This is a genomic window from Nonomuraea antri (assembly GCF_013283785.1).
GTDB classification, from domain to species: domain Bacteria; phylum Actinomycetota; class Actinomycetes; order Streptosporangiales; family Streptosporangiaceae; genus Nonomuraea; species Nonomuraea antri.
The window spans coordinates 1-21,315 of sequence record NZ_JABCPZ010000198.1 but is presented as its reverse complement, the minus strand read 5'-3'; the positions used below and the strand labels follow the sequence as shown (position 1 = coordinate 21,315).

25 protein-coding genes are annotated in these 21,315 nt (G+C 73.0%); 14 read left to right on the top strand and 11 right to left on the bottom strand.

Translation table 11 applies throughout. The annotated features are described in order from the left end of the window. Positions 1-255 precede the first annotated feature (255 nt). Entirely contained in the window at positions 256-873 is a 618-nt protein-coding gene (locus HII36_RS41925; RefSeq protein WP_173528910.1) for an ATP-dependent Clp protease proteolytic subunit, read from the bottom strand. Between the two features lie 2 nt (positions 874-875). Continuing rightward, positions 876-1,439 carry a ClpP family protease gene (locus HII36_RS41920; protein ID WP_173528909.1) on the bottom strand — a complete coding sequence of 188 codons (564 nt, stop codon included), beginning with the start codon at positions 1,437-1,439 and terminating at the stop codon, positions 876-878. A gap of 147 nt (positions 1,440-1,586) precedes the next feature. On the opposite strand from HII36_RS41920, the gene HII36_RS57290 reads away from it, so the two are divergent. The 3 genes from HII36_RS57290 to HII36_RS41905 are packed head-to-tail and all read left to right on the top strand — an operon-like array spanning position 1,587 to position 3,582. Next, a complete protein-coding gene (locus HII36_RS57290) occupies positions 1,587-2,648 on the top strand; it encodes a histidine kinase dimerization/phosphoacceptor domain-containing protein (protein ID WP_173528908.1) in 1,062 nt (353 codons plus the stop codon). Positions 2,649-2,671: 23 nt separating this feature from the next. Next, on the top strand, positions 2,672-2,947 hold the full coding sequence (locus HII36_RS41910) for a sensor histidine kinase (RefSeq protein ID WP_173528907.1): 276 nt from the start codon (positions 2,672-2,674) through the stop codon (positions 2,945-2,947). Continuing rightward, the gene (locus HII36_RS41905) at positions 2,944-3,582 is read left to right on the top strand and encodes a response regulator transcription factor (protein WP_173528906.1); all 639 of its coding nucleotides are present in this window, start codon (positions 2,944-2,946) and stop codon (positions 3,580-3,582) included. Before HII36_RS41910 ends, HII36_RS41905 begins: the two co-directional genes overlap by 4 nt. A 23-nt stretch (positions 3,583-3,605) precedes the next feature. On the opposite strand, the gene HII36_RS41900 is transcribed toward HII36_RS41905, so the two are convergent. Beyond that, positions 3,606-4,454, bottom strand: a complete 849-nt coding sequence (locus HII36_RS41900; RefSeq protein WP_173528905.1) for a DUF2268 domain-containing protein — start codon at positions 4,452-4,454, stop codon at positions 3,606-3,608. A gap of 108 nt (positions 4,455-4,562) precedes the next feature. Beyond that, positions 4,563-5,372 (bottom strand): hypothetical protein, encoded by an 810-nt coding sequence (locus HII36_RS41895; RefSeq protein WP_173528904.1) that lies wholly within the window; start codon positions 5,370-5,372, stop codon positions 4,563-4,565. 55 nt (positions 5,373-5,427) lie between these two features. On the opposite strand from HII36_RS41895, the gene HII36_RS41890 reads away from it, so the two are divergent. The 8 genes from HII36_RS41890 to HII36_RS41855 all read left to right on the top strand — a co-directional run bounded on the left by HII36_RS41890 (position 5,428) and on the right by HII36_RS41855 (position 12,309). After that, entirely contained in the window at positions 5,428-6,429 is a 1,002-nt protein-coding gene (locus HII36_RS41890) for an AAA family ATPase (protein ID WP_173528903.1), read from the top strand. Next, positions 6,426-7,361, top strand: coding sequence for a DUF58 domain-containing protein (locus HII36_RS41885; RefSeq protein ID WP_173528902.1), 936 nt, complete (start codon positions 6,426-6,428; stop codon positions 7,359-7,361). Before HII36_RS41890 ends, HII36_RS41885 begins: the two co-directional genes overlap by 4 nt. A gap of 25 nt (positions 7,362-7,386) precedes the next feature. Next, positions 7,387-8,334, top strand: coding sequence for a VWA domain-containing protein (locus HII36_RS41880; protein WP_173528901.1), 948 nt, complete (start codon positions 7,387-7,389; stop codon positions 8,332-8,334). A gap of 11 nt (positions 8,335-8,345) precedes the next feature. Then, positions 8,346-8,936, top strand: coding sequence for a class I SAM-dependent methyltransferase (locus tag HII36_RS41875; protein ID WP_173528900.1), 591 nt, complete (start codon positions 8,346-8,348; stop codon positions 8,934-8,936). Continuing rightward, a complete protein-coding gene (locus HII36_RS41870; RefSeq protein ID WP_173528899.1) occupies positions 8,933-9,472 on the top strand; it encodes a TrmH family RNA methyltransferase in 540 nt (179 codons plus the stop codon). Before HII36_RS41875 ends, HII36_RS41870 begins: the two co-directional genes overlap by 4 nt. Before the next feature lie 36 nt (positions 9,473-9,508). After that, positions 9,509-10,309 (top strand): glycerophosphodiester phosphodiesterase, encoded by an 801-nt coding sequence (locus tag HII36_RS41865; protein ID WP_173528898.1) that lies wholly within the window; start codon positions 9,509-9,511, stop codon positions 10,307-10,309. 259 nt (positions 10,310-10,568) lie between these two features. After that, complete coding sequence (locus tag HII36_RS41860; RefSeq protein WP_173528897.1) at positions 10,569-11,996, top strand: MFS transporter; 1,428 nt, start codon at positions 10,569-10,571, stop codon at positions 11,994-11,996. 46 nt (positions 11,997-12,042) lie between these two features. Beyond that, positions 12,043-12,309 carry a hypothetical protein gene (locus HII36_RS41855; RefSeq protein ID WP_173528896.1) on the top strand — a complete coding sequence of 89 codons (267 nt, stop codon included), beginning with the start codon at positions 12,043-12,045 and terminating at the stop codon, positions 12,307-12,309. Here HII36_RS41855 and HII36_RS41850 read toward each other — a convergent pair. The 7 genes from HII36_RS41850 to HII36_RS58935 form a co-directional block, all read right to left on the bottom strand. Next, positions 12,281-12,811, bottom strand: coding sequence for a winged helix-turn-helix transcriptional regulator (locus HII36_RS41850; protein WP_217370627.1), 531 nt, complete (start codon positions 12,809-12,811; stop codon positions 12,281-12,283). The two genes, HII36_RS41855 and HII36_RS41850, sit on opposite strands and share 29 nt — an antisense overlap. 34 nt (positions 12,812-12,845) lie before the next feature. After that, on the bottom strand, positions 12,846-13,388 hold the full coding sequence (locus HII36_RS41845) for a hypothetical protein (protein ID WP_173528895.1): 543 nt from the start codon (positions 13,386-13,388) through the stop codon (positions 12,846-12,848). Positions 13,389-13,428: 40 nt separating this feature from the next. After that, the gene (locus HII36_RS41840; RefSeq protein WP_328808134.1) at positions 13,429-14,391 is read right to left on the bottom strand and encodes a glycosyltransferase family 2 protein; all 963 of its coding nucleotides are present in this window, start codon (positions 14,389-14,391) and stop codon (positions 13,429-13,431) included. Further along, positions 14,388-15,677, bottom strand: a complete 1,290-nt coding sequence (locus HII36_RS41835) for a hypothetical protein (protein WP_173528894.1) — start codon at positions 15,675-15,677, stop codon at positions 14,388-14,390. Before HII36_RS41835 ends, HII36_RS41840 begins: the two co-directional genes overlap by 4 nt. Next, positions 15,674-16,429, bottom strand: coding sequence for a hypothetical protein (locus tag HII36_RS41830; RefSeq protein WP_173528893.1), 756 nt, complete (start codon positions 16,427-16,429; stop codon positions 15,674-15,676). Before HII36_RS41830 ends, HII36_RS41835 begins: the two co-directional genes overlap by 4 nt. A 105-nt stretch (positions 16,430-16,534) precedes the next feature. Then, the gene (locus HII36_RS41825) at positions 16,535-17,545 is read right to left on the bottom strand and encodes a GNAT family N-acetyltransferase (protein ID WP_173528892.1); all 1,011 of its coding nucleotides are present in this window, start codon (positions 17,543-17,545) and stop codon (positions 16,535-16,537) included. Beyond that, the gene (locus HII36_RS58935) at positions 17,542-18,552 is read right to left on the bottom strand and encodes a GNAT family N-acetyltransferase (RefSeq protein ID WP_173528891.1); all 1,011 of its coding nucleotides are present in this window, start codon (positions 18,550-18,552) and stop codon (positions 17,542-17,544) included. The genes HII36_RS41825 and HII36_RS58935 overlap by 4 nt, the downstream gene beginning before the upstream one ends. A 168-nt stretch (positions 18,553-18,720) precedes the next feature. On the opposite strand from HII36_RS58935, the gene HII36_RS41815 reads away from it, so the two are divergent. The 3 genes from HII36_RS41815 to HII36_RS41805 form a co-directional block, all read left to right on the top strand. Further along, positions 18,721-19,686, top strand: coding sequence for an NAD-dependent epimerase/dehydratase family protein (locus HII36_RS41815; protein ID WP_173528890.1), 966 nt, complete (start codon positions 18,721-18,723; stop codon positions 19,684-19,686). Then, positions 19,683-21,029, top strand: coding sequence for an ATP-grasp domain-containing protein (locus tag HII36_RS41810; protein ID WP_173528889.1), 1,347 nt, complete (start codon positions 19,683-19,685; stop codon positions 21,027-21,029). Before HII36_RS41815 ends, HII36_RS41810 begins: the two co-directional genes overlap by 4 nt. Then, positions 21,019-21,315, top strand: a 297-nt coding sequence (locus HII36_RS41805; RefSeq protein ID WP_217370626.1) for a hypothetical protein, incomplete at its 3' end; no start/stop codon positions are given. The genes HII36_RS41810 and HII36_RS41805, both read left to right, overlap by 11 nt.

Below are 21,315 nucleotides of genomic sequence, written 5' to 3'. Positions count from 1 at the left end.
GGTCCGGGGTCCACAAGCCGGGGCAGGTGGTCCGGGGTCCGGGTGCCGAGTCCCCCAAAGCCGAGGTTCGGGCCGAGGGTTCTTGGGCCGAGGCCCCGTCGGGCCGCGTTAGGGACCCCGGTGGCGAGCCCCGTCAAAGGCTGGGCTCAGGGGGACGTGGCTCAGGGGGTCGAATCCGGCGCCGACGCATCAGTGGACCGGCCGGCGCCCACCGACCGACGCCCACCGGCCGGCGGCCACCGGATTAGTGGCCCGTCAGTGGGCTGGGGTGAGGGTGCGTTTTCTGGTGGCGTAGATGTCGTCGATGAGCCCGTATGCACGAGCCTGTTCCGCCGTGAAGATGCGGTCGCGCTCGATGTCCTTCCTGATGTCGAGCTGGGTGCGGCCGGTGTGCCGGGTCAGGATGGCCTCCTGCTGGTCGCGCATGCGCAGGATCTCCCTGGCGTGGATCTGCAGGTCGCTCGACTGACCGCGGCCGCCCTCGGTGGCCGGCTGGTGGAGCAGGACGCGCGAGTGGGGCAGTGCGGCGCGCTTGCCGGCGGTGCCCGCGGCCAGCAGGACGGCGGCGGCCGACGACGCCTCGCCGATGCAGACCGTGTGGATGTCCGGGCGGACGAACTGCATCGTGTCGTAGATGGCGGTCATCGCGGTGAAGGAGCCGCCCGGCGAGTTGATGTAGAGGCTGATGTCCTGGTCGGGGTCGAGCGACTCCAGCGTGAGCAACTGCGCCATCACGTCGTTGGCGGTGGTGTCGTCGATCGGGGTGCCAAGGAAGATGACCCGGTCTTCGAACAGCTTGTTGTACGGGTTCATCTCCTTGATGCCGTACGAGGTGCGCTCGGTGAAGGACGGCAGCACGTAACGACCGCTCATGGTCAGTTCATCCCTTCTGCGATGTGGTCGACGAATCCGTACTCCAGCGCCTCCTGGGCGGTGAACCAGCGGTCGCGGTCGGAGTCGGCCTGGATGCGCTCGAGCGGCTGGCCGGTGTGGTGGGCGGTGATCTCGGCCATCCGCCGCTTGGTGTACATCAGGTTGTCGGCCTGGATCTGGATGTCGCTGGCCGAGCCGCCGATGCCGCCCAGCGGCTGGTGCATGACGACGCGGGCGTTGGGCAGGGCGTAGCGCTTGCCCCGCGCGCCGGCCGACAGCAGCACCTGGCCCATGGAGGCGGCGACGCCCATGGCGACCGTCGCCACGTCGCACGGGACGAACTGCATCATGTCGTACAGCGCCAGCCCTGCCGACACCGAGCCGCCCGGAGAATTGACGTAAAGCGTTATGTCGCGCTCGGGGTCTTCGGCCGCCAGTAAAAGCAGTTCGCCGCACAGCCGGTTGCAAATGTCGTCGTCGACCTCCTGGCCGAGCACGAGGATGCGTTCCTTCAGCAGGCGCCGGCTGAGCTGGTCTGGCCACTGCGCGTGCGCCGTCTCCGTCATGGCGGTCGCCTTTCCGTCGAAACCATTTCCCCTGCCGGAGACGCTAGACCCGGCCGCGCCGAACAATGGAATCTTTTCGCTGGCGGCGCATTTCTCCAAAGGCGCATTCCACCGAGAGCGAATTACCATCGACATAGAATCGCCGATGTGAGATGGAACCGATCCCTGCCACGGCGCTGGGCCTGCCTGATCCTCGGCGGGGCGCTGCTGATGCCGTACATGATGGCGGGGGTGCTGACCCTGGGCCTGGCCCGCGAGCAGGCCACCACCGACCTGTTCCTGCCCGCGCAGGCCGGGGTGTTCGCGGCGGTGCTGCCGGTGGTGGCGTTGACCGGGCTGTTCCTGCCGGTGCGCGGGCTGGAGGTCAACGCGGCCCAGGGGCTGCTCGGCGTGAACGTCGACACCCCGCCCAGGCACGCGCGCCGTTCCTGGCAGGAACGCCGCCGCACGTCCGCCTGGTTCACGCTGCACCTCGGGATCGGCGGCCTGACCAGCGGGTTCACGCTGGCGGTGGTGCCGTACTCGGTGTTCACGCTGGTGCTGCCGTTCGGCTCCGCACCGCGTCAGGTCTTCCGGTACGAGGTGTCGCCCGGCTGGGAGGGGCTGGCGTGGGCGGCGTCCGGCGTGGCGGTGCTGGGGCTCCTGATCGCGTCGGTGGCCGGCGCGGGCGCGCTGCTGGCCAGGCTCGCGCCGGCGCTGCTCGGCCCGACCCCGGCCGAGCGGCTGGCCGCCGCCGAGGAACACGCCCGTACGCTGGCCGAACGCAACCGCCTGGCCCGCGAGCTGCACGACTCGGTCGGCCACGCGCTCAGCGTCGTCACCCTGCAGGCGGCCGCGCCGGACGGGTGCTCGACCGCGACCCCGTCACGGCCAGGACGGCGCTGGCCGCGATCGAGCAGTCCGCCAGGGCCGCGCTGGAGGACCTCGACCACGTCCTCGGGGTCCTGCGCGAAGGCGACTCCGAGCGCGACTGTCAACGCGACCCCAAGCGCGACTCCCGACGCGACGCCCAAAACGCCCCTGAACGCGACCCCGAACGCGACCCCCGGCGCGACCACGGGTCCGGGCATGACACCTGGCGGGCCGAGGGCCCCGGGCGGGCCGGCGGTCCCGGCGACGGGGCGGGTAGGAAACGGGCGCCGCAGGCGACGCTGGCCGATCTCGACGCCCTGGTGGCCGCCTCGGGCGCCCGGGTACTCCAGGAGGTAGGCGATCTGACCGGTGTGCCCGCCGTGGTGTCGAGGGAGGCCTACCGGATCGTCCAGGAGGCGCTGACCAACGCCATCAAACACGGCCACGGCCCGGTGCTGCTGGAGGCCGCCGTCCATGGCCGGGACCTCAGGCTGGAGATCACGAACGGGACCGGCCGCACCGCCGCGCCGGGCGGCGGCAGGGGCGTGACCGGCATGCGCGAACGCGTCCGCCTGCTCAGGGGCGAGCTGGAGGCCGGGCCGGCGGAGGGCGGCTGGCGGGTGAGCGTGCGCCTGCCGCTACGGTCTACCCCATGACGCTCAAGGTCGTGATCGCCGACGACGAGGACCTCATCCGCGCCGGCCTGCGCATCATCATCGACTCCGAGCCGGGGCTGAGCGTGGTCGGCGAGGCCGCCGACGGCGCGGCGGTGCTGCCCGTGGTGCGCCGCGAGCGGCCCGACGTGGTGCTGATGGACGTCCGCATGCCCGACGTCGACGGCATCCAGGCCACCACCCGGCTCATGACCCTGGACGACCCGCCCAAGGTGCTGGTGGTGACCACGTTCGAGAACGACGACTACGTCTACGACGCGCTGCGGGCCGGGGCCGCCGGGTTCCTGCTCAAGCGGACCAGGCCGGACGACCTGGTGCAGGCGATCAGGCTGGTGGCCGCCGGGGAGTCGCTGCTGTTCCCGGCGGCGATCCGCACGCTGGCGGGACGCCGGCCGACGGCGCAGGTGCCCGGCATCGAGCGGCTGACCGGGCGCGAGGGCGACGTGCTGCGGCTGATGACGCGCGGCCTGTCCAACGGGGAGATCGCGGCCGAGCTGGTCGTCAGCCACGAGACCGTCAAGACGCACGTCGGCAACGTGCTGGCCAAGCTGGGCGCGCGCGACCGCACCCAGGCCGTGATCGCCGCCTACGAATCGGGCTTCGTCTCCCCCCGCTGACGACGGGCCCGCCGAGAGCCGGGTCAGCGGCGGACGATGTCCGCGACCGGCAGCAGCGTGGCCTCGGCGACGCTCATCCCGGTCGCCGCCAGAAACTCGTCCACCAGGTGCAGCCCCACCGCGTACCCGGCCATGTCGGGAATGCCGCGCGGCTCCTGGCCGAACGCCTTCATCGCGCCGTCGCCCAGCACGTACGCCGACGTGTGCTGTATCCCGGCCAGGTCGAAGTCGGCCATGATCCGCTCGTGGGCCAGGTCGAAGGCGTCGCCGGTGACCATCGCCGACCACGGGCCCATCGCCTGCGGGCCCGACAGCTCGCGGACGAACGCCTCGGCCAGCCCCTCGGAGATCACGTGCTCGCCCACGGTCACGGTGACCGGGTTCCACTCCACGTTCCGGTACCGCGCGTTGTGGTGGAACTCGTGCACCGCGCAGTGCGCGATCCTGCCGATCACCTCCTCCGTCGGCCAGGCCACCACGTACAGCCAGTCGCCGGCGCCGCCCATGCCGTAGTAGCCGCCGGCCCGGACCATCAGCGCCTCGTCCTCGGGGTTGCCGAGCACGAACATGACGCGCAGCAGGTCGGGCTGCTTGGCGTCCTCGAGGTGGTCGGAGGCGCGGCGCAGCTCGCGCTCGATCTGGCCGAGCACGTCGGCCTCGATCATCCGCCGCACGGCGGGCAGGTAACGCGGGTCCTCGGCGTCGACGCGGAAACCGCCGGCCTGGTGGTGGATGTCGACGATGTCGCCCGGCATCGGGATGGCCGCGCGCATCGGGGTCAGCATCTCGCGCGCCAGGTCGGGGCGTCGCTCCAGGGGCTGCTCCAGCAGGTGCGCCATGGCGGTGAGTGTGTCGTGAACGTTGAACTCCATGTCGCCGACGCTAAAGCCTCACGTCGCGTCAGGCTCAAGTCGGTTTCCGCCGACGGCCCGCGTCTCACCAAAACCGGTGACCGCCGGGAGCCCCTTCCCGACCAACGGCTACAGCGGCGAGCCCTCGCCCGACTCGTCCCCCGGTGACTGGCCGGGCGTGCCAGGCCCGCTCCTGCTCGGCGACGGCGTGTCCGACTCCGAAGGGCGCGGCTCCGGCGTCTGCGGGGTCGGCGGCGGCGTGGGCACGAACACGGTCGGCGGCAACTGCCTGGGCAGCGGCTCCGAATCCTGCCGGTTCACCAGCAGCAACAGCAGGATCACCGTCACCAGCAGCAACAGCAGCGCCAGCGCCGTCGCGGCGGCCAGCACCCGCCTGCGCGTCTCGGTCAGCGGCCGCCTCCGCCCGGCAGGCCCGGGCAGCGCGGGCGCCCGGTCGGTCAGCCAGTACGGCACGAAGTCCGGCCCGTGCGCCTGCCCGATCAGGGTCCCGCCCACCATCACCGGCTCCAGGAACCGCTCGGCCCCAGGACGCCCGGGCACGTACGGCACCGCCACCCACGGCGCCGGCCCGGTGTCCGCGGCCAGCACCTCGGGCATGCCGTCGATCACCGACGACCCGGCGGACCCCGAGGCCCCAGCGGCGGCCGAGGTCCTGGTCCTGGCCGCGGCGCGGCCCAGCCAGCCGCGCACCCCGGTCCGCTCCCCGCCGGCCTCCCTGATCGCCCGCACGAACCGTTCGCGGGCCGCCGCGTCCAGCGCCGCGCCCCGCGTCAGGACGGCCAGCGACACCGCACGCCCGTCAGGCGCCTGGCCCAGGTACACGAACCCGGCGGGCGCCGAGTGCAGCCGGGCCTGCACCACGAACGGCCCCAACCGGGGCGGGTCACCGTACTGCAGCGGACTTGCCACATTTGCCATGTAAGCACAGACGTGGCGTCGTGCACGTTTGCGGCACGTTTGGTGGAATGGCGTCATGAGCGTCGCCGAAGAGTTGCCTGGCGGAAACGACGCGGCACTGCTGCGTCAGAGTCTCGACGAGGTCCGGCGTGTCATCGTCGGGCAGGACCACATGGTCGAGCGGCTGATCGTGGCCTTGCTGGCCCGAGGTCACTGCCTGCTCGAAGGGGTTCCAGGCGTCGCCAAGACCCTCGCCGCGGCCACCCTGGCCACCGTCGTGGGCGGCACGTTCGCCCGGATCCAGTTCACCCCCGACCTGGTGCCGTCCGACATCGTGGGCACCCGCGTCTTCCACCCGTCCAACGAGAAGTTCGACGTCGAGCTCGGCCCGGTGTTCGTCAACTTCCTGCTCGCCGACGAGATCAACCGCGCGCCGGCCAAGGTGCAGTCGGCGCTGCTGGAGGTCATGGCCGAGCGGCAGGTGACGCTGGCCGGGGTCACCCATCCGCTGCCCAAGCCGTTCATCGTGCTGGCCACCCAGAACCCCATCGAGTCCGAGGGCGTCTACCCGCTGCCCGAGGTGCAGCGCGACCGGTTCCTGTTCCGGGTGCGGGTGCCGCACCCGACCGCGCACGAGGAGCTGGAGATCCTGCACCGCATGAGCGTCACCCCGCCGGTGCCCGACCGGATGCTCGACCCGGCCAAGCTGCTGTCGCTGCAGCAGGCCGCCGAGCAGGTCTCGGTGCACCAGCTCGTCGCCGACTACGTGGTGCGGCTGGTCATGTCCACCCGCTCGCCCGCCGAGTACGGCCTGCCCGATCTGGCCGACACGATCGAGATCGGGGTGAGCCCGCGCGCCACGCTCGGCCTGGTCTCCGCCGGGCGGGCGCTGGCGCTGCTGCGCGGCCGCGACTACCTGCTGCCCGACGACGTGCGCGACGTCGCGGTGGACGTGATGGCGCACCGGCTGATGCTCACCTTCGACGCCCTGGCCGACAACGTCGACCCCGAGCAGGTCGTCAAGCAGATCCTGCACGCCGTACCGCCGCCGCTGGTGGTCTGGAACCAGAACCGATGACGAGCACCGCCGAGCAGGCGCTGCGGCGGCTGGAGCTGACCGTCACCCGGCGGCTGGACGGCCTGCTGCACGGCGCGCACCAGGGCCTGCTGCCCGGCACCGGCAGCGAGGCCGGCGACAGCCGCGTCTACGTGCCGGGCGAGGACGACGTGCGCCGCATGGACTGGGCGGTCACCGCGCGCACCACGATCCCGCACGTGCGCGACCTGATCGCGGACCGCGAGCTGGAGACCTGGGCGCTGGCCGACCTGTCGCCGAGCATGGACTTCGGCACCGCCGAGACCGACAAGCGCGACCTGGTGGTGGCCGCGGTCGGCGCGATCGGGTTCCTGTCGAGCCGGCTGGGCGACAGGTTCGGCGCGCTGGTGCTGCACGACGAGTACGTGCACCGCATGCCCGCCCGCACCGGACGCCCGGCGCTGTACGGGCTGCTCAACTCGCTCATGGACGCCCCGCGCGGCCGGATCGTCCCCGACGCGCCGGATCTGGCCGAGGGCATCGAGGTGCTGTCCGCCTCGCGCCGCCGCCGCGGCATGCGGGTGGTCGTGTCGGACTTCCTGGACGCCCGCCCGGAGCTCGACCCGGACGTGGAGCGGCCCTGGGAACGCCCGATCCGCCGCCTGGCCGCCCGCCACCAGGTGCTCGCCGTCGAGGTGATCGACCCGCGCGAGCTGGAACTGCCGGACGTCGGCCGCGTCGCGTTCACCGACCCCGAGACCGGGAACGTACGCGAAGTGCACCTTTCCTCCAAAGTCCGGCAAGCGTACGCAGAAGCCGCCGAGCTGCAGCGCGAATGCACCCGACTGGCGCTGCGCCGCGCCGGGATCGCCCACCTGGTGCTGCGCACCGACCGCGACTGGGTCTTCGACGTCGCCCAGTTCGTGCTGCGCCAGCGCCGCATGAGCCACCTGGCGCACCGGAGACACGCATGACGGGCGAACCGGGCGAGGAGGCCGCGTGACGTTCCTGGCACCCGGCTGGCTCTGGCTGTTCGCGCTGGTCGCGCTGGTCGTGGCCGGGTACGTGGCGGCGCAGTTCGCCCGGCGCCGCTACACCGTCCGCTTCACCAACCTGGCCCTGCTCGACCTGGTCGCCCCGGCCGGGCCCGGCTGGCGCCGCCACGTCGCCCCCGCGCTGTTCCTGGTCATGATGTCGCTGCTGGTCATCGGCGCGGCCAAACCCGCCGACCAGGTCCGGGTGCCGCGCGACCGGGCCACCATCATGATCGCCCTGGACGTGTCGCTGTCCATGGACGCCGACGACGTCCAGCCCAACCGCATCAGCGCCGCCAAGGCCGCCGCCCAGGCGTTCGCCAGGGAACTGCCCGACCGCTTCAACGTGGGCGTGGTGTCGTTCGCCCGCTCGGCCAACGTGGTCGTCTCCCCCACCACCGACCACCAGGCCGTCGTCACCGCCATCGGCAACCTGACCACCCGCCCGGGCACCGCCATCGGCGAGGCGGTCTTCAACTCGCTCGACGCGGTGCGCTCCTTCGACCAACAGGCCGCAACCGACCCGCCGCCGTCCGCGATCGTGCTGCTGTCCGACGGCGACAACACCTCGGGACGCTCGGTCAACGAGGCCATCGAGGCCGCCCAGCAGGCCCGCGTGCCGGTCTCGACCATCGCCTACGGCACCCAGGAGGGCACCGTCAACATCGACGGCCGCCCGGTGAACGTCCCGGTCAACAAGCAGACCCTGCAATCGCTCTCGGACGGCACCAGCGGCCGCGCCTACGCCGCCGAGTCGGGCAGCGAGCTGCGCGAGGTCTACGAGCAGATCGGCACCTCGCTCGGGTTCAAGCTGGTCAACCAGGAGATCACGCAGTGGTTCATCGTGGCCGCGATCGTCGCCGGGCTGCTGGTGGCCGGTGCCGCGGTCCTGTACGGTTCCCGGATCCCGTAACGTTTTCCCACGTGGCCCACTATTTCTCCGAGCAGCCCTCGACGGCGAGCAGACCGGGCTCCGTCGACCTGGTGCTGCCCGACCTGCACCTGCGGCTGGAGACCGACAGCGGCGTGTTCTCCCCCGAGCGGGTCGACGTCGGCACCAGGATCCTGCTGGAGACCGTCCCGCCGCCGCCGCAGGGCGGCGACCTGCTCGACCTGGGCTGCGGCTACGGGCCGATCGCACTGACCATGGCGAAACGGGCGCCCGAGGCGACGGTGTGGGCCGTCGACGTGAACAGGCGCAGCCTGGAGCTCACGGCGCGCAACGCCGAGGCCGCCCGCCTTTACAAAGTAAGATCGGCTCATGTCGACGAAGTGCCGGACGACGTGAGGTTCCGCGCGATCTGGTCCAACCCTGCGATCCGCATCGGCAAGCAGGCCTTGCACGACATGCTCACCAGGTGGCTGTCACGCCTCACCCCCGACGGCGTGGCCTACCTGGTCGTCCAGAAACACCTCGGCTCCGACTCCCTGCAGCGCTGGCTCGGCGAGCAGGGCTGGCAGGCCTCCCGTGAGGCCTCCAGGGCCGCCTACCGCGTACTGAAGGTGACCCGATGAGAAGGCAACTGCGCCCCACCGACGTCAAACGGCTCAACCGCACCTGGCGCAGGAACACCGCCAACCGGCTCTCGCTGATCGTCGAGTCGGTCACCGGCCCGTTCAACATCGGCTCGATCTTCCGCAGCGCGGCCGCGTTCGGCGTCGACCAGATCTGGCTGGCCGGCAACGCCACCCCGCCCACCAACCCCAAGGCGGGCAAGACCGCGCTCGGCACCGAGCGGCTGGTCACCTGGCACGAGGCGGTGCCGGCCACCGAGGCGGTCAAGGCCGCCAAGGACGACGGCTACGCGGTGCTGGCGATCGAGCTGACCGCGGAGGCCGTGCCGCTGCACCGCGCCGACCTGGGCCGCGACGTGTGCCTGGTGGTCGGCAGCGAAGACCACGGCTGCTCGCCCGCGCTGCTCGACGCCGTCGACGGCGTCTGCTACATCCCGCAGGTCGGGCGGGTGGGCTCGTTCAACGTGTCGGTGGCCGCGGCCATCGCGCTGGCCGAGGCCCGCCGCCAGGAATGGCAGGAACTCCCCGATTCGTAACCACACCGGTCTCTGACAGAAGGCATACTTCGGAACGTGCTCAGCCGTCGATACGCGTTTCTCGATCATCCGGGCCCGCTGGCCTTCGCCCACCGCGGCGGCGCGGCTGAAGGCGCGGAGAACACCTTCGCGGCCTTCGAACGCGCCGTGCGGCTGGGCTACGTCTACCTGGAGACCGACGCGCACGCCACCGCCGACGGCGTGCTGCTCGCCTTCCACGACCACACCCTCGACCGGGTCACCGACCAGCGCGGCCGCATCTCCGAGCTGCCCTACAGCGCGGTCAGGCGGGCCCGCATCGGCGGCAGGCACGAGATCCCGCTGCTGGAGGACCTGCTCGGCACCTGGCCGCAGGCCCGGTTCAACATCGACGTCAAGGAGGCGGCCGCCATCGGGCCGCTGGCCGAGGCGATCAGGCGGACCGACGCCTACGACCGCATCTGCCTGACCTCGTTCTCCGACGAGCGGCTCGTGCTGGCCAAGGCGGCGCTGGGCAGGGACGTCTGCTCGGCGCTCGGCCCGCGCGGGGTGGCCGCGCTGCGCGCCGCCGCCACCACCTCCGGCTACGGCCGCCTGCTGGCCCGCCTGTCGCGCGCGGGCATCCCGTGCGCGCAGGTGCCGGTGGGCTTCCGCGGCCTGCGCGTCACCACCCGCGCCCTGGTACGCACCGCGCACGCCATCGGCATGCAGGTGCACGTGTGGACGATCAACGACACCGTCCGCATGGAACGCCTGCTCGACCTGGGCGTCGACGGCATCATGACCGACAACGTGACCGGGCTGCGCGACGTGCTGGACGGCCGCGGCCTGTGGCACCCGCACGGGCTGGCGGCCTGACCCACCGGCCGCCGCCGGGCGAGAACACCCGATTGCGGACAGGGCGCGCCGTTGCCCTGTACGGTTTGGATAGTTCCACGACCCTTTGGGTTATGGACCGATTCCCTTTCTCCCGCCCGGCGACCGTTTCGGGAGAATGGGAGCTTCGTCAATCACGACCGACGACGTCACCGGCCCGCGCGGCGCTGCCAGAACGCCGCGGACCCCAGGCAGCGGCCGGGCGGCGGCGGAGTCCTGCATAGGAGCGACTGAGATCACGATGCCCGTACCCGCACCCCCCGCGGCCCGCGACGACTCTCCCCCAGCCCGCCGGCGCGAGCAGCGCGGCTGGTACCTCTACGACTGGGCCAACTCCGCCTTCTACACCACCGTCATCACGGTCTTCCTCGGCCCGTACCTGATCTCGGTGGCGACCAGCGCGGCCTGCGCCAAGGACTTCCCGACGATGCCGGCCGCCGACTGCGCCCGCGACTTCGACTCGCTGATCACCCCGCAGCTCGGGTTCGTGGACGTGCTGGGCCTGGACATCCGCCCAGCCGCCATCTGGGGCCTGGCCACCACGGTCGCGGTGCTCCTGCAGATCGTGTTCCTGCCGATCGCGGGCGCGCTGGCCGACCACACCGGGCGCAAGCGCGAACTGCTGGGCGCGTTCGCCTACGTCGGCGCGCTGGCCACGCTCGGCCTGTACTTCCTCGACGGCCAGCGCTACCTGCTGGGCCTGGTGCTGTTCGTGCTGGCCAACCTGGCCTACGGCTGCTCGGTGGTGGTCTACGACTCGTTCCTGCCGCAGATCGCCACCGCCGAGGAGCGCGACGCGGTCTCCTCGCGCGGCTGGGCCATCGGCTACCTGGGCGGCGGCCTGCTGCTGGCGCTGAACCTGGCGCTCTACCTCAACCACGAGGCGCTGGGCCTGGACACCGGCACCTCGGTACGCATCAGCCTGATCTCGGCCGGGCTGTGGTGGGCGATCTTCACGATCGTGCCGCTGCTGCGGCTGCGCAACCGGCCGGTGCCCGCGCACGAGACCACCGCGCTCGGCTCGATGACCGGCAGCTTCCGCCAGCTCGGCCGCACCCTGGCCGAGCTGCGCCGCTACCCGCTGACGTTGCTGCTGCTGGTGGCGTACCTGGTCTACAACGACGGCATCCAGACCGTCATCGGGCACAGCGCGCCGTTCGCCGCGCAGGCGCTGAAGCTCGACACCAGCGTGACGATCGTGGCGATCCTGATGGTGCAGTTCGTGGCGTTCTTCGGCGCGCTGCTGCTGGGCCGGCTGGCGCGCAGTTTCGGCACCAAGCGGACCGTGCTGGCCAGCCTCGTGGTGTGGACGGCGATCGTGATCGTGGCACTGTTCGTGCAGGAGGGCGCGGCCGTGCAGTTCTACCTCATGGCGCTGGCCATCGCCATCGTGCTGGGCGGCACGCAGGCGTTGTCGCGCTCGCTGTTCTCGCAGGTGATCCCGAAGGGCCGGGAGGCGGAGTACTTCAGCCTGCTGCAGATCAGCGACAAGGGCTCGGCCTTCATCGGCAACCTGACGATCACGCTGGCCGTGACGCTGACCAACAGCTACCGCATCGCCATCGTCTCGCTGATCATCTTCTTCGTCATCGGCTTCGTGCTGCTGGCGCTGACGAACCTGCCCCGGGCCATCCGCGCCGCGGGCAACGAGGTCCCCAGCGGGATCTGACCCCCTTCGTCCGTGTGGAGCCCACCCGTTCGATCGGACCGTTTCCATGACCGATGAGCGCAACCTGCACTGCCGCGTCTGCGGGCTCGAGCAGGCGAGCCCGCCCTGGGGCGCGGACGGGAAGACCCCGACCTGGGAGATCTGCGCCTGCTGCGGCACCGAGTTCGGCTACCAGGACGCCACGCCCAAGGCCGTGATGCGGGCCAGGACGTCGTGGATCTCCCGCGGCTACCCGTGGCACGAGGAGTCGGCGCGGCCGGCCGCCTGGCGGCTGGAGGACCAGATCATCCACGCTCAGGGCCTGGGCCGCTAGCCCGGCCCCCGCCCTGCCCGGACGGGCCGGGGGCGGCCAGGACCATGGTGCCCGGGCCCTGCGCCGCCCCGGGGCCGCCGACGACCGTGACCGTCTCGGCGTTCGCCTCGCCCCCGCAGTGCGGGCAGGTCGGCACCGGCGTGAACCGCTCGCCGCAGCTGTGCACCAGCAGCGCGGGCGGGCCGCCGGGCGGCGTGGACCACCGGTCGCCCCAGGCCATCAGCATCATCAGCGCCGGTACGACCTCGCGCCCCGACTCGGTGAGCACGTACTCGTGGCGGACCGGCCGCTCCTGGTACGGCCGCCGCCCCACCACCCCGGAGGCGACCAGATGCTCCAGCCGCCGGGTCAGCAGGTTCCTGGAGATGCCCAGGTCCTCGGCGAGGTCGTCGAACCTGCGCACGCCGAGGAACAGATCGCGCAGGATCAGCGGTGTCCACGGCTCGGCCAGCACGCCGACGGCCCTGGCGATGGAGCAGTGCATCTCACCGAACCTGTTCATGCGACCAGAGTAGTGGGTTGACAAACTGAACTCACTACGGCTCCCGGTCGAGCCGCTGGAACAGCCCGTAGACGAACCTGGCCCGGTAGCGCACCCCCTCGTGCGCGAAGTCGACCACCCAGTGGTTCGGGGCCAGGCCCTCGCCGTGCTCGGAGCCGGGGAAGCTGGTGCCGACGTCGGCGACCACGCACTGCCACGGCACCAGGTCGGGCAGGGTCAGCGCGGCCTGCCGGCCGGGGCGCACGAACCACAGGTTCCACAGCTCGCCCTCCGGTCCGGTCAGCGCCTCGAACTCCAGCTCCGGCCAGGACGGCAACCGCCACCGCGCCACCTGGCAGTTCAGGCTGCCGACCGGCTTGACGCCCTGATGGGCGGGCGGGCCGAGCGCCATCCGCAGCGCGGCCAGCCCTTTCGGCGCCCGCGCGGAGTGGGCCAGTTTCGTCCAGTGGGCGTGCGCGGCACGCAGTTCGGCCCTGGTCGCGCCCAGGTCCTCGAGCGCGTCCTCCACGCGGGCGGCGTTGAGATCGCGCATGCGGTGCATCAAGGTCAGTTCGAACTCGCGTACCCCGAAGGTCATGGCATCCAAGCCTGCCAGAAACCGGGCCGTCACTGTGTGTTCATCTGTCGTTAACTCCTGGTGGCGGCGGGGACGGCGCGCCGCCGGTGAGCGTGTCCTCGGGGCGCAGCGGCACGTTGGCCTCGCGGACGTAGTAGCGCCGGGCCCGGCCCGCGCCGCTCAGCAGCCGGTGCAGGTAGCGTCCGACCAGCGCCGACGCCGCCAGCGTGAGCCCGGCGAGCAGCAGTTGCGCCGCCGCGACCACGGAGACGGGCGCCGCGCCGAGCAGGCCGAGCACCGCGAGCACGGCCGCCGCGAACGCGCCGAGCGCGCCCATGGCGTACACGAGCGTGAGCGGCCGCGTGGAGAAGCCGAAGAACAGCTCGAACGCGTGCCCGGCCAGCCGGGCCAGGCGCAGCTTGGACCGGCCGGCCGTGCGCGGCCGGTGCGAGACGGGCGTGACCGCGTACGCCGCGCCGACCAGCGGCACCGCCGGGATGAACCACGGCAGCCGCAGCTCGGTGATCGTCCGCGCCACCTCGGTGCGCACCAGACGGAACGTGGAGGCGCCCCTGGGCAGGTCGATGCCGAACACCCGCCTGGCCGCCCAGTGCAGCCCCGCCGAACCCGCCCGGCGCACCAGCGGGTCGCGCCGGCCGCGCCGCTCGCCGAACACCACGTCGTAGCCCTCGCCCGCCTTGGCCAGCAGCGACCAGATCTCCTCGGGCGGCACCTGCAGGTCCGCGTCGCACTGCACCACCCACGGCTGCCCGGCGTAGCGGAAGCCGGCCGCCATGACCGCGTCGATGCCGAAGTTGCGGGTGAAGGACAGGTAGCGCACCCGCTCGTCGACGGCGGCCAGGCGGCGGATCCTGGCCAGCGAGTCGTCGCCGCTGCCGTCGTCGACGAACAGGATCTCCAGCTCGTCGATGCCCTTGAGCGCGTCGGCGAGCGCGGCGTGGGCCACCTCCACCTGCGCGCCCTCGTTGAAACAGGGCACCAGCACGCTCAGCCCGGTCTTCACACCCGCCTCCTCAGCACCACTCCGAGCACCAGCCCCTGCGCGCCCAGCGCGTACACCGCACCGGCCGCGCCGGCCAGCGGGATCAGCGCCGCGCCCAGCGCCGACACCACCGCCCACGACAGCACGGCGGCCCGCGCGCTGGTGCGCAGCCCGGGCTCGCCGGTGTTCTCCAGCACGAACATCCCGAAGCCGGCCACCGTGTTGACGGGCAGCAGCGAGGCCAGCAGCGCGCCCAGCACGACCAGGGAACGGGTGCCCGCCGCGCCCCCGGCCAGCGCCGCGCCGGCCAGCACCAGCCAGCCCGCGCCCGCCCACACCGACAGCCCGGCCACCCGCCGCACGAGCGCGCGCAGGGCCGCGGCGTCGCCCGCGGCCAGCTTGAGCACCAGCCTGGGCTGGTAGATCCGCTGCACGGTGTAGATCACGGACGCGGCGAAGCCCCAGCCGAGGATCATCAGGTACAGGTCGCCGCTCTGGCCCGCGTACGAGGTGAGCGACAGCTCGGCGAACAGGGTGCCGACGGTCGCGTTGGCCATCACGTCGGCCGCGCCCATGAGCACGACCGTGCCGGCCAGGATCCGGCGCAGCGACCCGCCGTGCGAGCCCCGCCCGGCGCCGGCGGGCAGGCCGCGAAGCAGGGCCAGGTTCAGCACGACGACCACGGCGAGCAGGCCCGCCAGGTAGCCGGCCGGGCGCACGTGGGCGGCCATGGCCAGCCCGGCCATGCCGATCAGGGCCAGCCCGAGCAGCGTGAAGTGCAGGGTGTCGCGGCTGTAGCGGCCCAGGGCCCGGTGCACGGCCGCGCCCAGCATGCCGCAGCCGAGCGCGACGTAGTAGGCGATGGCCAGCAGGTAGAGGGTGACGGCCGCGTCCGGGGCCAGGACGAGCGCGGTCACCGCCACCGCGCCGACCGCGGGCGGCAGGTAGGCCACGACCGCGCGCAGCAGCCCGGCGAGCTGTTCGCGGGTGCGGCGGGCGCGCGGGATGAGCGTGAGCGCGGCCTTCTCCGGGCCGGACTGCACGAGCATGCTCAGCCAGCCGACCGCGCCCACGGCGGCGGCGTAGGCGTCGAAGTCGGCCTCGCTCCAGGCGGTGACCAGGACGGCGGCCGAGCCGTACAGCAGCAGCCGGAAGGTGGCCCGGCCGCCGAGCAGGGTGAGCAGGCGGCGCGGGCCGATCCGATGAGCCGCGGCGAAAGCCGCGTCGGGGGCCGCCGCCGGGGCTGCGTCGGGAGTCGCCGCGTGGGCCGCCTCGGGTACCGCGTCGGGAGTCGTGTCCGGGGTCATGTCTCCTCCAGGGCGCGGGTGACGGCCTGGCGGAGCGGGCGTTCGCCGGTGGCGAGGTGGGCGAGCAGCGCCTCGCGGATGCCGTCGTCGCCGAAGCGTTCGCGCACGCCCGGCAGCGACGGCCCGTCCGCCACCCCGAACAGCGCCACGAACAGCGTCGCGACCCGCTCGGGCGGGAAGTCCGGCCACAGGCTCAGCAGCTCGCGCACCGCCTCGGCGCCGGGCCCGGGCACGGCGGGCGCGGCCGGCCAGGTGGTGTCACGCCCCGGCCCGGCCAGCCAGCGCCGCACGCCCGCCACCCGTTCCGCGACGTAGGCGCGGTCGGCGCCGGGCAGCCTGGCCGCGGCCAGCTCCGCGTCGTAGCAGGTGGCGTGCAGGACCGCGCACACCTTGGCGAACGCGGGCGGCTTGGCCGGCAGCCGTTCCGGCGGGAGCCGGACGACCTGCTCGAACGCGGCCCTGGCCGCGGCCGACGACTTGGCCTTGGCGACGAAGGCGTCGAACTCCTTGTACCAGCGGGAGATCGTCTCCCGGTCGGGCGCGTCCGGCCCGATGGCCGGCTGGGCGCGTACCCAGCGGAGCATGGGCTCGGTCAGGTACGCCGACAGCGGATCCGCCCCCGCGGGCTCGTCGCCGTCCGGCGTGGGGCCGGGACGGTAGAGCGCGCCGCAGGACCGGCACGAGTAGCGGGCCGGGCGCAGCGGTCTTCTGATCAGCGTGGGATGCGGGTGGCCGCACTGCACGCAGCTCACGGGCGACCTCCTCGAGGTCCGGGACGATTCGGTGACGGGGTTCGGAAGGGGACGGGCTCAGAAAGGGACGGGCTCAGAAAGGGACGGGCTCAGAACGGGACGGGCTCAGAACGGGACGGCGAGGGCGTCGGAGGGGACCAGCTCGGCGCCCAGGCCGGTCTTGATCTCCGCCTGCCCCTTGCCGAGGACGAGCCCGGCCCGGCCGGCCCCGATCGCCCACTCGATCAGGCGGACGTACACGTCGAAGTACAGGTGCTTGCGGCCCCCGTCCTCGATCGGGACCGAACCCCAGCTCAGCGCGACGGGCCAGGACGGGTGATCGAGCACCAGGGACAGGCCGAGCAGCCGCCCGCCGCGTTCGCGGTAGGCCACCGCCACCACCTCGTCGCCGCCGACCAGCGCGTCCAGGTAGGGCACCGGCAGCGGGGCGAGCGGGAAGAGCCTGCCGCGGTGCTTGAGGTCGTTCTCGGCGCGCAGCGCGGCCACCTCGGCGCCCGTCACCAGGTCGCGGGCGGGCCCGGTGGCGATGTCCAGGTCGGCGGCGAGCGTCTTGGCGCGCCGCCGCAGCGAGTCCCTGCGCGCCCGGTCGAGCAGCGCGTACCACGGGCCGAGGTCGGGCCACGGGGTGGCGATCCTGGCCAGCGGCGCGGTGGGCAGGCGCAGCTTGACCCGGCCGGGCAGCAGCGCGGGCTCGCCGGGCGACACCTCGCGCCACACGGCCGACGTCCAGCCGCGGCCCAGCTCGGCGCGTACTCCGCGCAGGTAGCCGCGCAGCAGGTCGCGCCGCTCGGGCTCGCGCACGCCGCCGGTGAACCACCAGCCCTTCTGCGAACGGTTGGCCGGGGCGTGCACGTCCAGCAGGCCCGCGCGGTCGCGGTAGCCGGCGTAGCGGCCGCGGCGCGGGCGCACGCCGCGCAGCGAGGCGGAGACGGCGCCGACCGCGACGCCGTCGCGGCGCAGGACGGTGAGCAGGACGGGCGCCTGCGCGGCCCAGGCGTAGGCGCGCAGCAGGTCGTAGCGCCAGGTCACCAGCCTGCCGGCGGCCAGGCGCAGCTCCTCCCAGTCGCCGGGCTCGGGGTCGTGGCGCGGGTCCAGGGTCTGCAGCGTGAGGCTCATCCCATCGACCACCTGGGCACGGCGACGACGTGCATCGGGACGGGCTCGAAGCCCAGCGTCCGCTTGACCTCCGCCTGGCCCCGCCCGGCGAACAGGCGTTTGCCGCCGTGCTCGACGGCCCGGCGCACGACGCGGACGTAGCTGTCGAAGTACAGGTCCTTGCGCCCGCCCTCGTCCGGGCGCAGCGCCGCCCACGGGCCGTAGGCGGGGGCGTCCGGGTGCTCGTACACCAGGGCGAAGGCCAGCAGTCTGGCGCCTTCGTGGTAGGAGACGACGCTGACGTCCTGGCGGCGGATCAGGGCGGCGAAGTAGGCGGCGGGCAGCGGCGCGCGGGGATCGAGGCGGGCGGCCAGCCGTTCGCCGTGGCGGCGGTTGAGCTCGGCCAGCTCCTCCGGGTCGAGGTCGTGCCGGGCGCGTCCCTCGCGCACCTCCAGGTCGGGGGCGGCGGCGATCTTCCTGCTCTGGCCGCGCAGCGACGTCCTGCGGCCCTTGCCGAGCGAGGCCAGCCAGCCGTCCACGGACGCCCACCGCAGCGGCATGACCGCGGTGCCCGGCGAGCCCCTGCTGATCGCGCCGCGCCGGGCGATCTCGGGCAGGCGGGGCTCGGTCACCATGCGGTAGAGCACCCCGGCCAGGCCCCAGCCGAGCTGGCGGCGGGCGGCTCGCTCGAACTCGCGCATCAGCCGCCGCCGCGTCTCCGGCGCCACCTCGTCGCTGAAGTGCCAGGTCGGCCCGTTGGAGTGACCGGGCAGCCGGACGTCGAGCACGATCGGCTCGCGGCGCGGGCGCGCGGGACGCGCCGTGCGCGCCGACCGCAGGCCGACGTAGACCGCGCCGGCCACGCCCACCACCCGGCCGCCGTCGCGGAAGACGGCCAGCAGCGGGCGCGCCCACGACCCCAGCGACGAGGCGGCGATGACGTCGTAAGCCCAGATCGCGCTCAGTCCCTCGGCCAGGCGGAACTCCTCCCAGCCGGCCGGCTCGGGATCACTGCAGGGATCTAACACTTCAGGCTGCACTCGGTGGTCCCCAGGAAGCGAAAATGATCACAAGATGGACACGACTGATCACATCGTCAGGAGAGACGTGGATCATGTCTACGTGATTCCCGGGGCGCGCGTTCACCACCACTGACGGACGCGTCCTGATCATCCTACTCACCCCAAGGGGATGGCATGAAAGTTGGGATAACCGGCGGAAACGGCTTCATCGGCCGCTACGTTTGCGAAGAGCTCGCGACACGCGGTCACACGCCACTCGTGCTCGACCACCGGACCCGTCCAGAGCCCGATCTCCCCTGGGAGGTCATGCGCGGCGACATCAGGGACGCGACCGTCATGACCGAACTGGCCGCGCACAGCGACGCGATCATCCACCTGGCGGCGGTACTCGGCACGCAGGAGACCATCACCAACCCGCGTCCGGCCGCCGAGACCAACCTCATGGGCGGGCTCAACTTCCTCGAGGCCGTCGCCCAGTACGACCTGCCCGGCGTCTACATCTGCGTCGGCAACCACTGGATGGACAACAGCTACTCCATCTCCAAGACCGCGGTCGAGCGTTTCGTGCGCATGTTCAACGCCCATCGCGGCACCCGGGTGAACAACGTCCGCGTGGTCAACGCCTACGGGCCGCGTCAGCAGGCCGCGCCGCCGTTCGCGCCGGGCAAGGTCAGGAAGATCACCCCCGCCGTGGTGTGCCGGGCGCTGTCCGGCATGCCCGTCGAGCTGTACGGCGGCGGCACCCAGGTCTCCGACATGGTCTGGGTCGGCGACGTGGCCAAGGCGCTGGTCTCGGCCCTGGAGACGGCGGCCGGCGGCGTCGTGCTCGACCACTGCGTCGAGGTCGGCCCGGCCACCTCGGCCACCATCCGCGAGGTCGCCGAGCTCGTCATCGAGCTGTGCGCGACCCGCGGCTACCCCCGGGTGCCCATCGCCGACCTGCCGATGCGGCCGGGCGAGACGCCTGACACGGCGGTGACGGCCGACACCGAGACGCTGCGGTCGGTGGGCATGGACCCCGCGTCGCTGGTGTCGCTCGAAGAGGGCATGGCCAAGACCATCGACTGGTTCATCGAGACCAGGGGCGTGCACTGGGACGTCCCCGCCGCTCAGGGTGCCGCCGCGGCGGAACCGGCGTGAGACGTCTGGTCGTCCTGGGCGGCTCGGACGGCACGATCAGCACGTTCCGCGCCGCCCGGCGGCTCGGCCTGGGCACGATCTGCGTCGACCTGCGGGCCGACGCGCCCGCAGTCCCGGAGGCGGACGAGTTCCTGCACGTCAGCACGCGCGACGTGGCGGCGGTCGCGGCGGCGCTGAGCGGCCGCGACGACCTGGCCGGGGTGATCGCGCCGGGCACCGACATCAACCTGCCGTCGCTGGTCGAGCTGGCCGGACGGCTCGGGCTGCCGTCCGGGCTCAGCTCCGGCGCGCTGCGCGTGTCGACGGACAAGGCGTACTTCCGCGAGGTCTGCGAGAACCTGGGCCTGGGCGGGCCCGCCCACGTCAGCGGCGAGGCGGGCGCGGCCGGTGAGGCCGGTGAGGTGCTGGACGCGGCCGGGCGGCTGACGTTCCCGGTGATCGTCAAGCCGGTCGACTCGGGCAGCTCGCGCGGCATCACCGTCTGCGCCGGGCCGGACGAGCTGCCCCCGGCGGTCGCATCGGCGGCCGCGGCCTCACCGACCGCGACCGTGATCGTGGAGGAGCTGCTCACCGGCCAGGACCTGTGCGGCGAGGCGTTCGTCCAGGACGGCTCCGTCGCGCTGCTCGGGCTGAGCGACCGGGTGGTGACCGCGCCGCACGTCGTGGCGGTCGGCCACGACATGGGCCCGCGCGCCGAGGAGCTGACCAAGGAGGTCACCCGGCAGCTCGAACTGCTCTGCGCCGAGGTGGGCTACCGCGACGGGCCGGTCAACCTGGACCTGTTCGTCGACGGCGGCACGGTGACGCTGGTCGAGATGGGCACGCGCATCGGCGGCAACGGCATGGGCGAGGCGCTGGGCCTGATGTACGGCGTGGACACGGTGGCGGCGGCCGTACGGCTGGCCGTCGGCGAACGGCCCGCGCTCGCGCCACGCGGGCCACGGCACGTCGGCGTGCGCATGCTGCGCTCGCCAGCGACCGGCACACTGGCCGGACTGGACGGGGTACCGGCCGCGCTGGGTTCGCCCGGCGTGGCGGACGTGCTGGTCACGACCGCGCCCGGGCAGCCGGTGGCGCCGTACACGGAGTGCCGGGCCAAGCTGGGGTACGTGCTGGCCACGGGCGGGTCGGCGGAGGAGGTCGGGCGGGCGCTGGCTGAGGCCGAGCGGCTGATCCGCGTCAGAGTCGACCCGCACGGCGACGCGCAGGCCGATGGGCAGGTTGATGCGCACGACAACGGGCACGTCGATGCGCATGCCGAAGGGCGCATCGACGCTCACGTCGACGGGCAGGCCGATGCGCATGCCGGCGGGCACGTCGACGCTCACGTCGATGCGCGCTGAGTTCTCGGCGGCGGCGCTCGCCGGGTTCTCGGCCGGGCGGTGGGAGCGGGCGTATCGGCGGGTGGCCGCGCTGGCCTTCGCGCGGGTGCCGTTCTACCGCGACCAGTGGGTGGCGGCCGGGCGGTCGCTCGACGTGCCGCTGCCCACGCCGTCGGCGGCGCTGGCCGGTGAGCTGCACCGGCTGTGCCCGTTCGCGCGGCCGTTCGACGCCGCCGCCGAGCCGTCCCCGTGGATCGGCGCGCCCCGGGTGCTGCGGGACGCGCTCGTCCTGGCCGGAGTGCTCCCC

Excerpts from the sequence above, each read along its gene's own strand:
- HII36_RS41825 (WP_173528892.1), bottom strand. The coding sequence starts at position 17,545 with ATGAGCCTCACGCTGCAGACCCTGGACCCGCGCCACGACCCCGAGCCC.
- HII36_RS41845 (WP_173528895.1), bottom strand. The coding sequence starts at position 13,388 with ATGACCTTCGGGGTACGCGAGTTCGAACTGACCTTGATGCACCGCATG.
- HII36_RS41900 (WP_173528905.1), bottom strand. The coding sequence starts at position 4,454 with ATGGAGTTCAACGTTCACGACACACTCACCGCCATGGCGCACCTGCTG.
- HII36_RS41890 (WP_173528903.1), top strand. The coding sequence starts at position 5,428 with ATGAGCGTCGCCGAAGAGTTGCCTGGCGGAAACGACGCGGCACTGCTG.
- HII36_RS41920 (WP_173528909.1), bottom strand. The coding sequence starts at position 1,439 with ATGACGGAGACGGCGCACGCGCAGTGGCCAGACCAGCTCAGCCGGCGC.
- HII36_RS41815 (WP_173528890.1), top strand. The coding sequence starts at position 18,721 with ATGAAAGTTGGGATAACCGGCGGAAACGGCTTCATCGGCCGCTACGTT.
- HII36_RS41925 (WP_173528910.1), bottom strand. The coding sequence starts at position 873 with ATGAGCGGTCGTTACGTGCTGCCGTCCTTCACCGAGCGCACCTCGTAC.
- HII36_RS41895 (WP_173528904.1), bottom strand. The coding sequence starts at position 5,372 with ATGGCAAATGTGGCAAGTCCGCTGCAGTACGGTGACCCGCCCCGGTTG.
- HII36_RS41855 (WP_173528896.1), top strand. The coding sequence starts at position 12,043 with ATGACCGATGAGCGCAACCTGCACTGCCGCGTCTGCGGGCTCGAGCAG.
- HII36_RS41850 (WP_217370627.1), bottom strand. The coding sequence starts at position 12,811 with ATGAACAGGTTCGGTGAGATGCACTGCTCCATCGCCAGGGCCGTCGGC.
- HII36_RS41905 (WP_173528906.1), top strand. The coding sequence starts at position 2,944 with ATGACGCTCAAGGTCGTGATCGCCGACGACGAGGACCTCATCCGCGCC.
- HII36_RS41885 (WP_173528902.1), top strand. The coding sequence starts at position 6,426 with ATGACGAGCACCGCCGAGCAGGCGCTGCGGCGGCTGGAGCTGACCGTC.
- HII36_RS41860 (WP_173528897.1), top strand. The coding sequence starts at position 10,569 with ATGCCCGTACCCGCACCCCCCGCGGCCCGCGACGACTCTCCCCCAGCC.
- HII36_RS41870 (WP_173528899.1), top strand. The coding sequence starts at position 8,933 with ATGAGAAGGCAACTGCGCCCCACCGACGTCAAACGGCTCAACCGCACC.
- HII36_RS41835 (WP_173528894.1), bottom strand. The coding sequence starts at position 15,677 with ATGACCCCGGACACGACTCCCGACGCGGTACCCGAGGCGGCCCACGCG.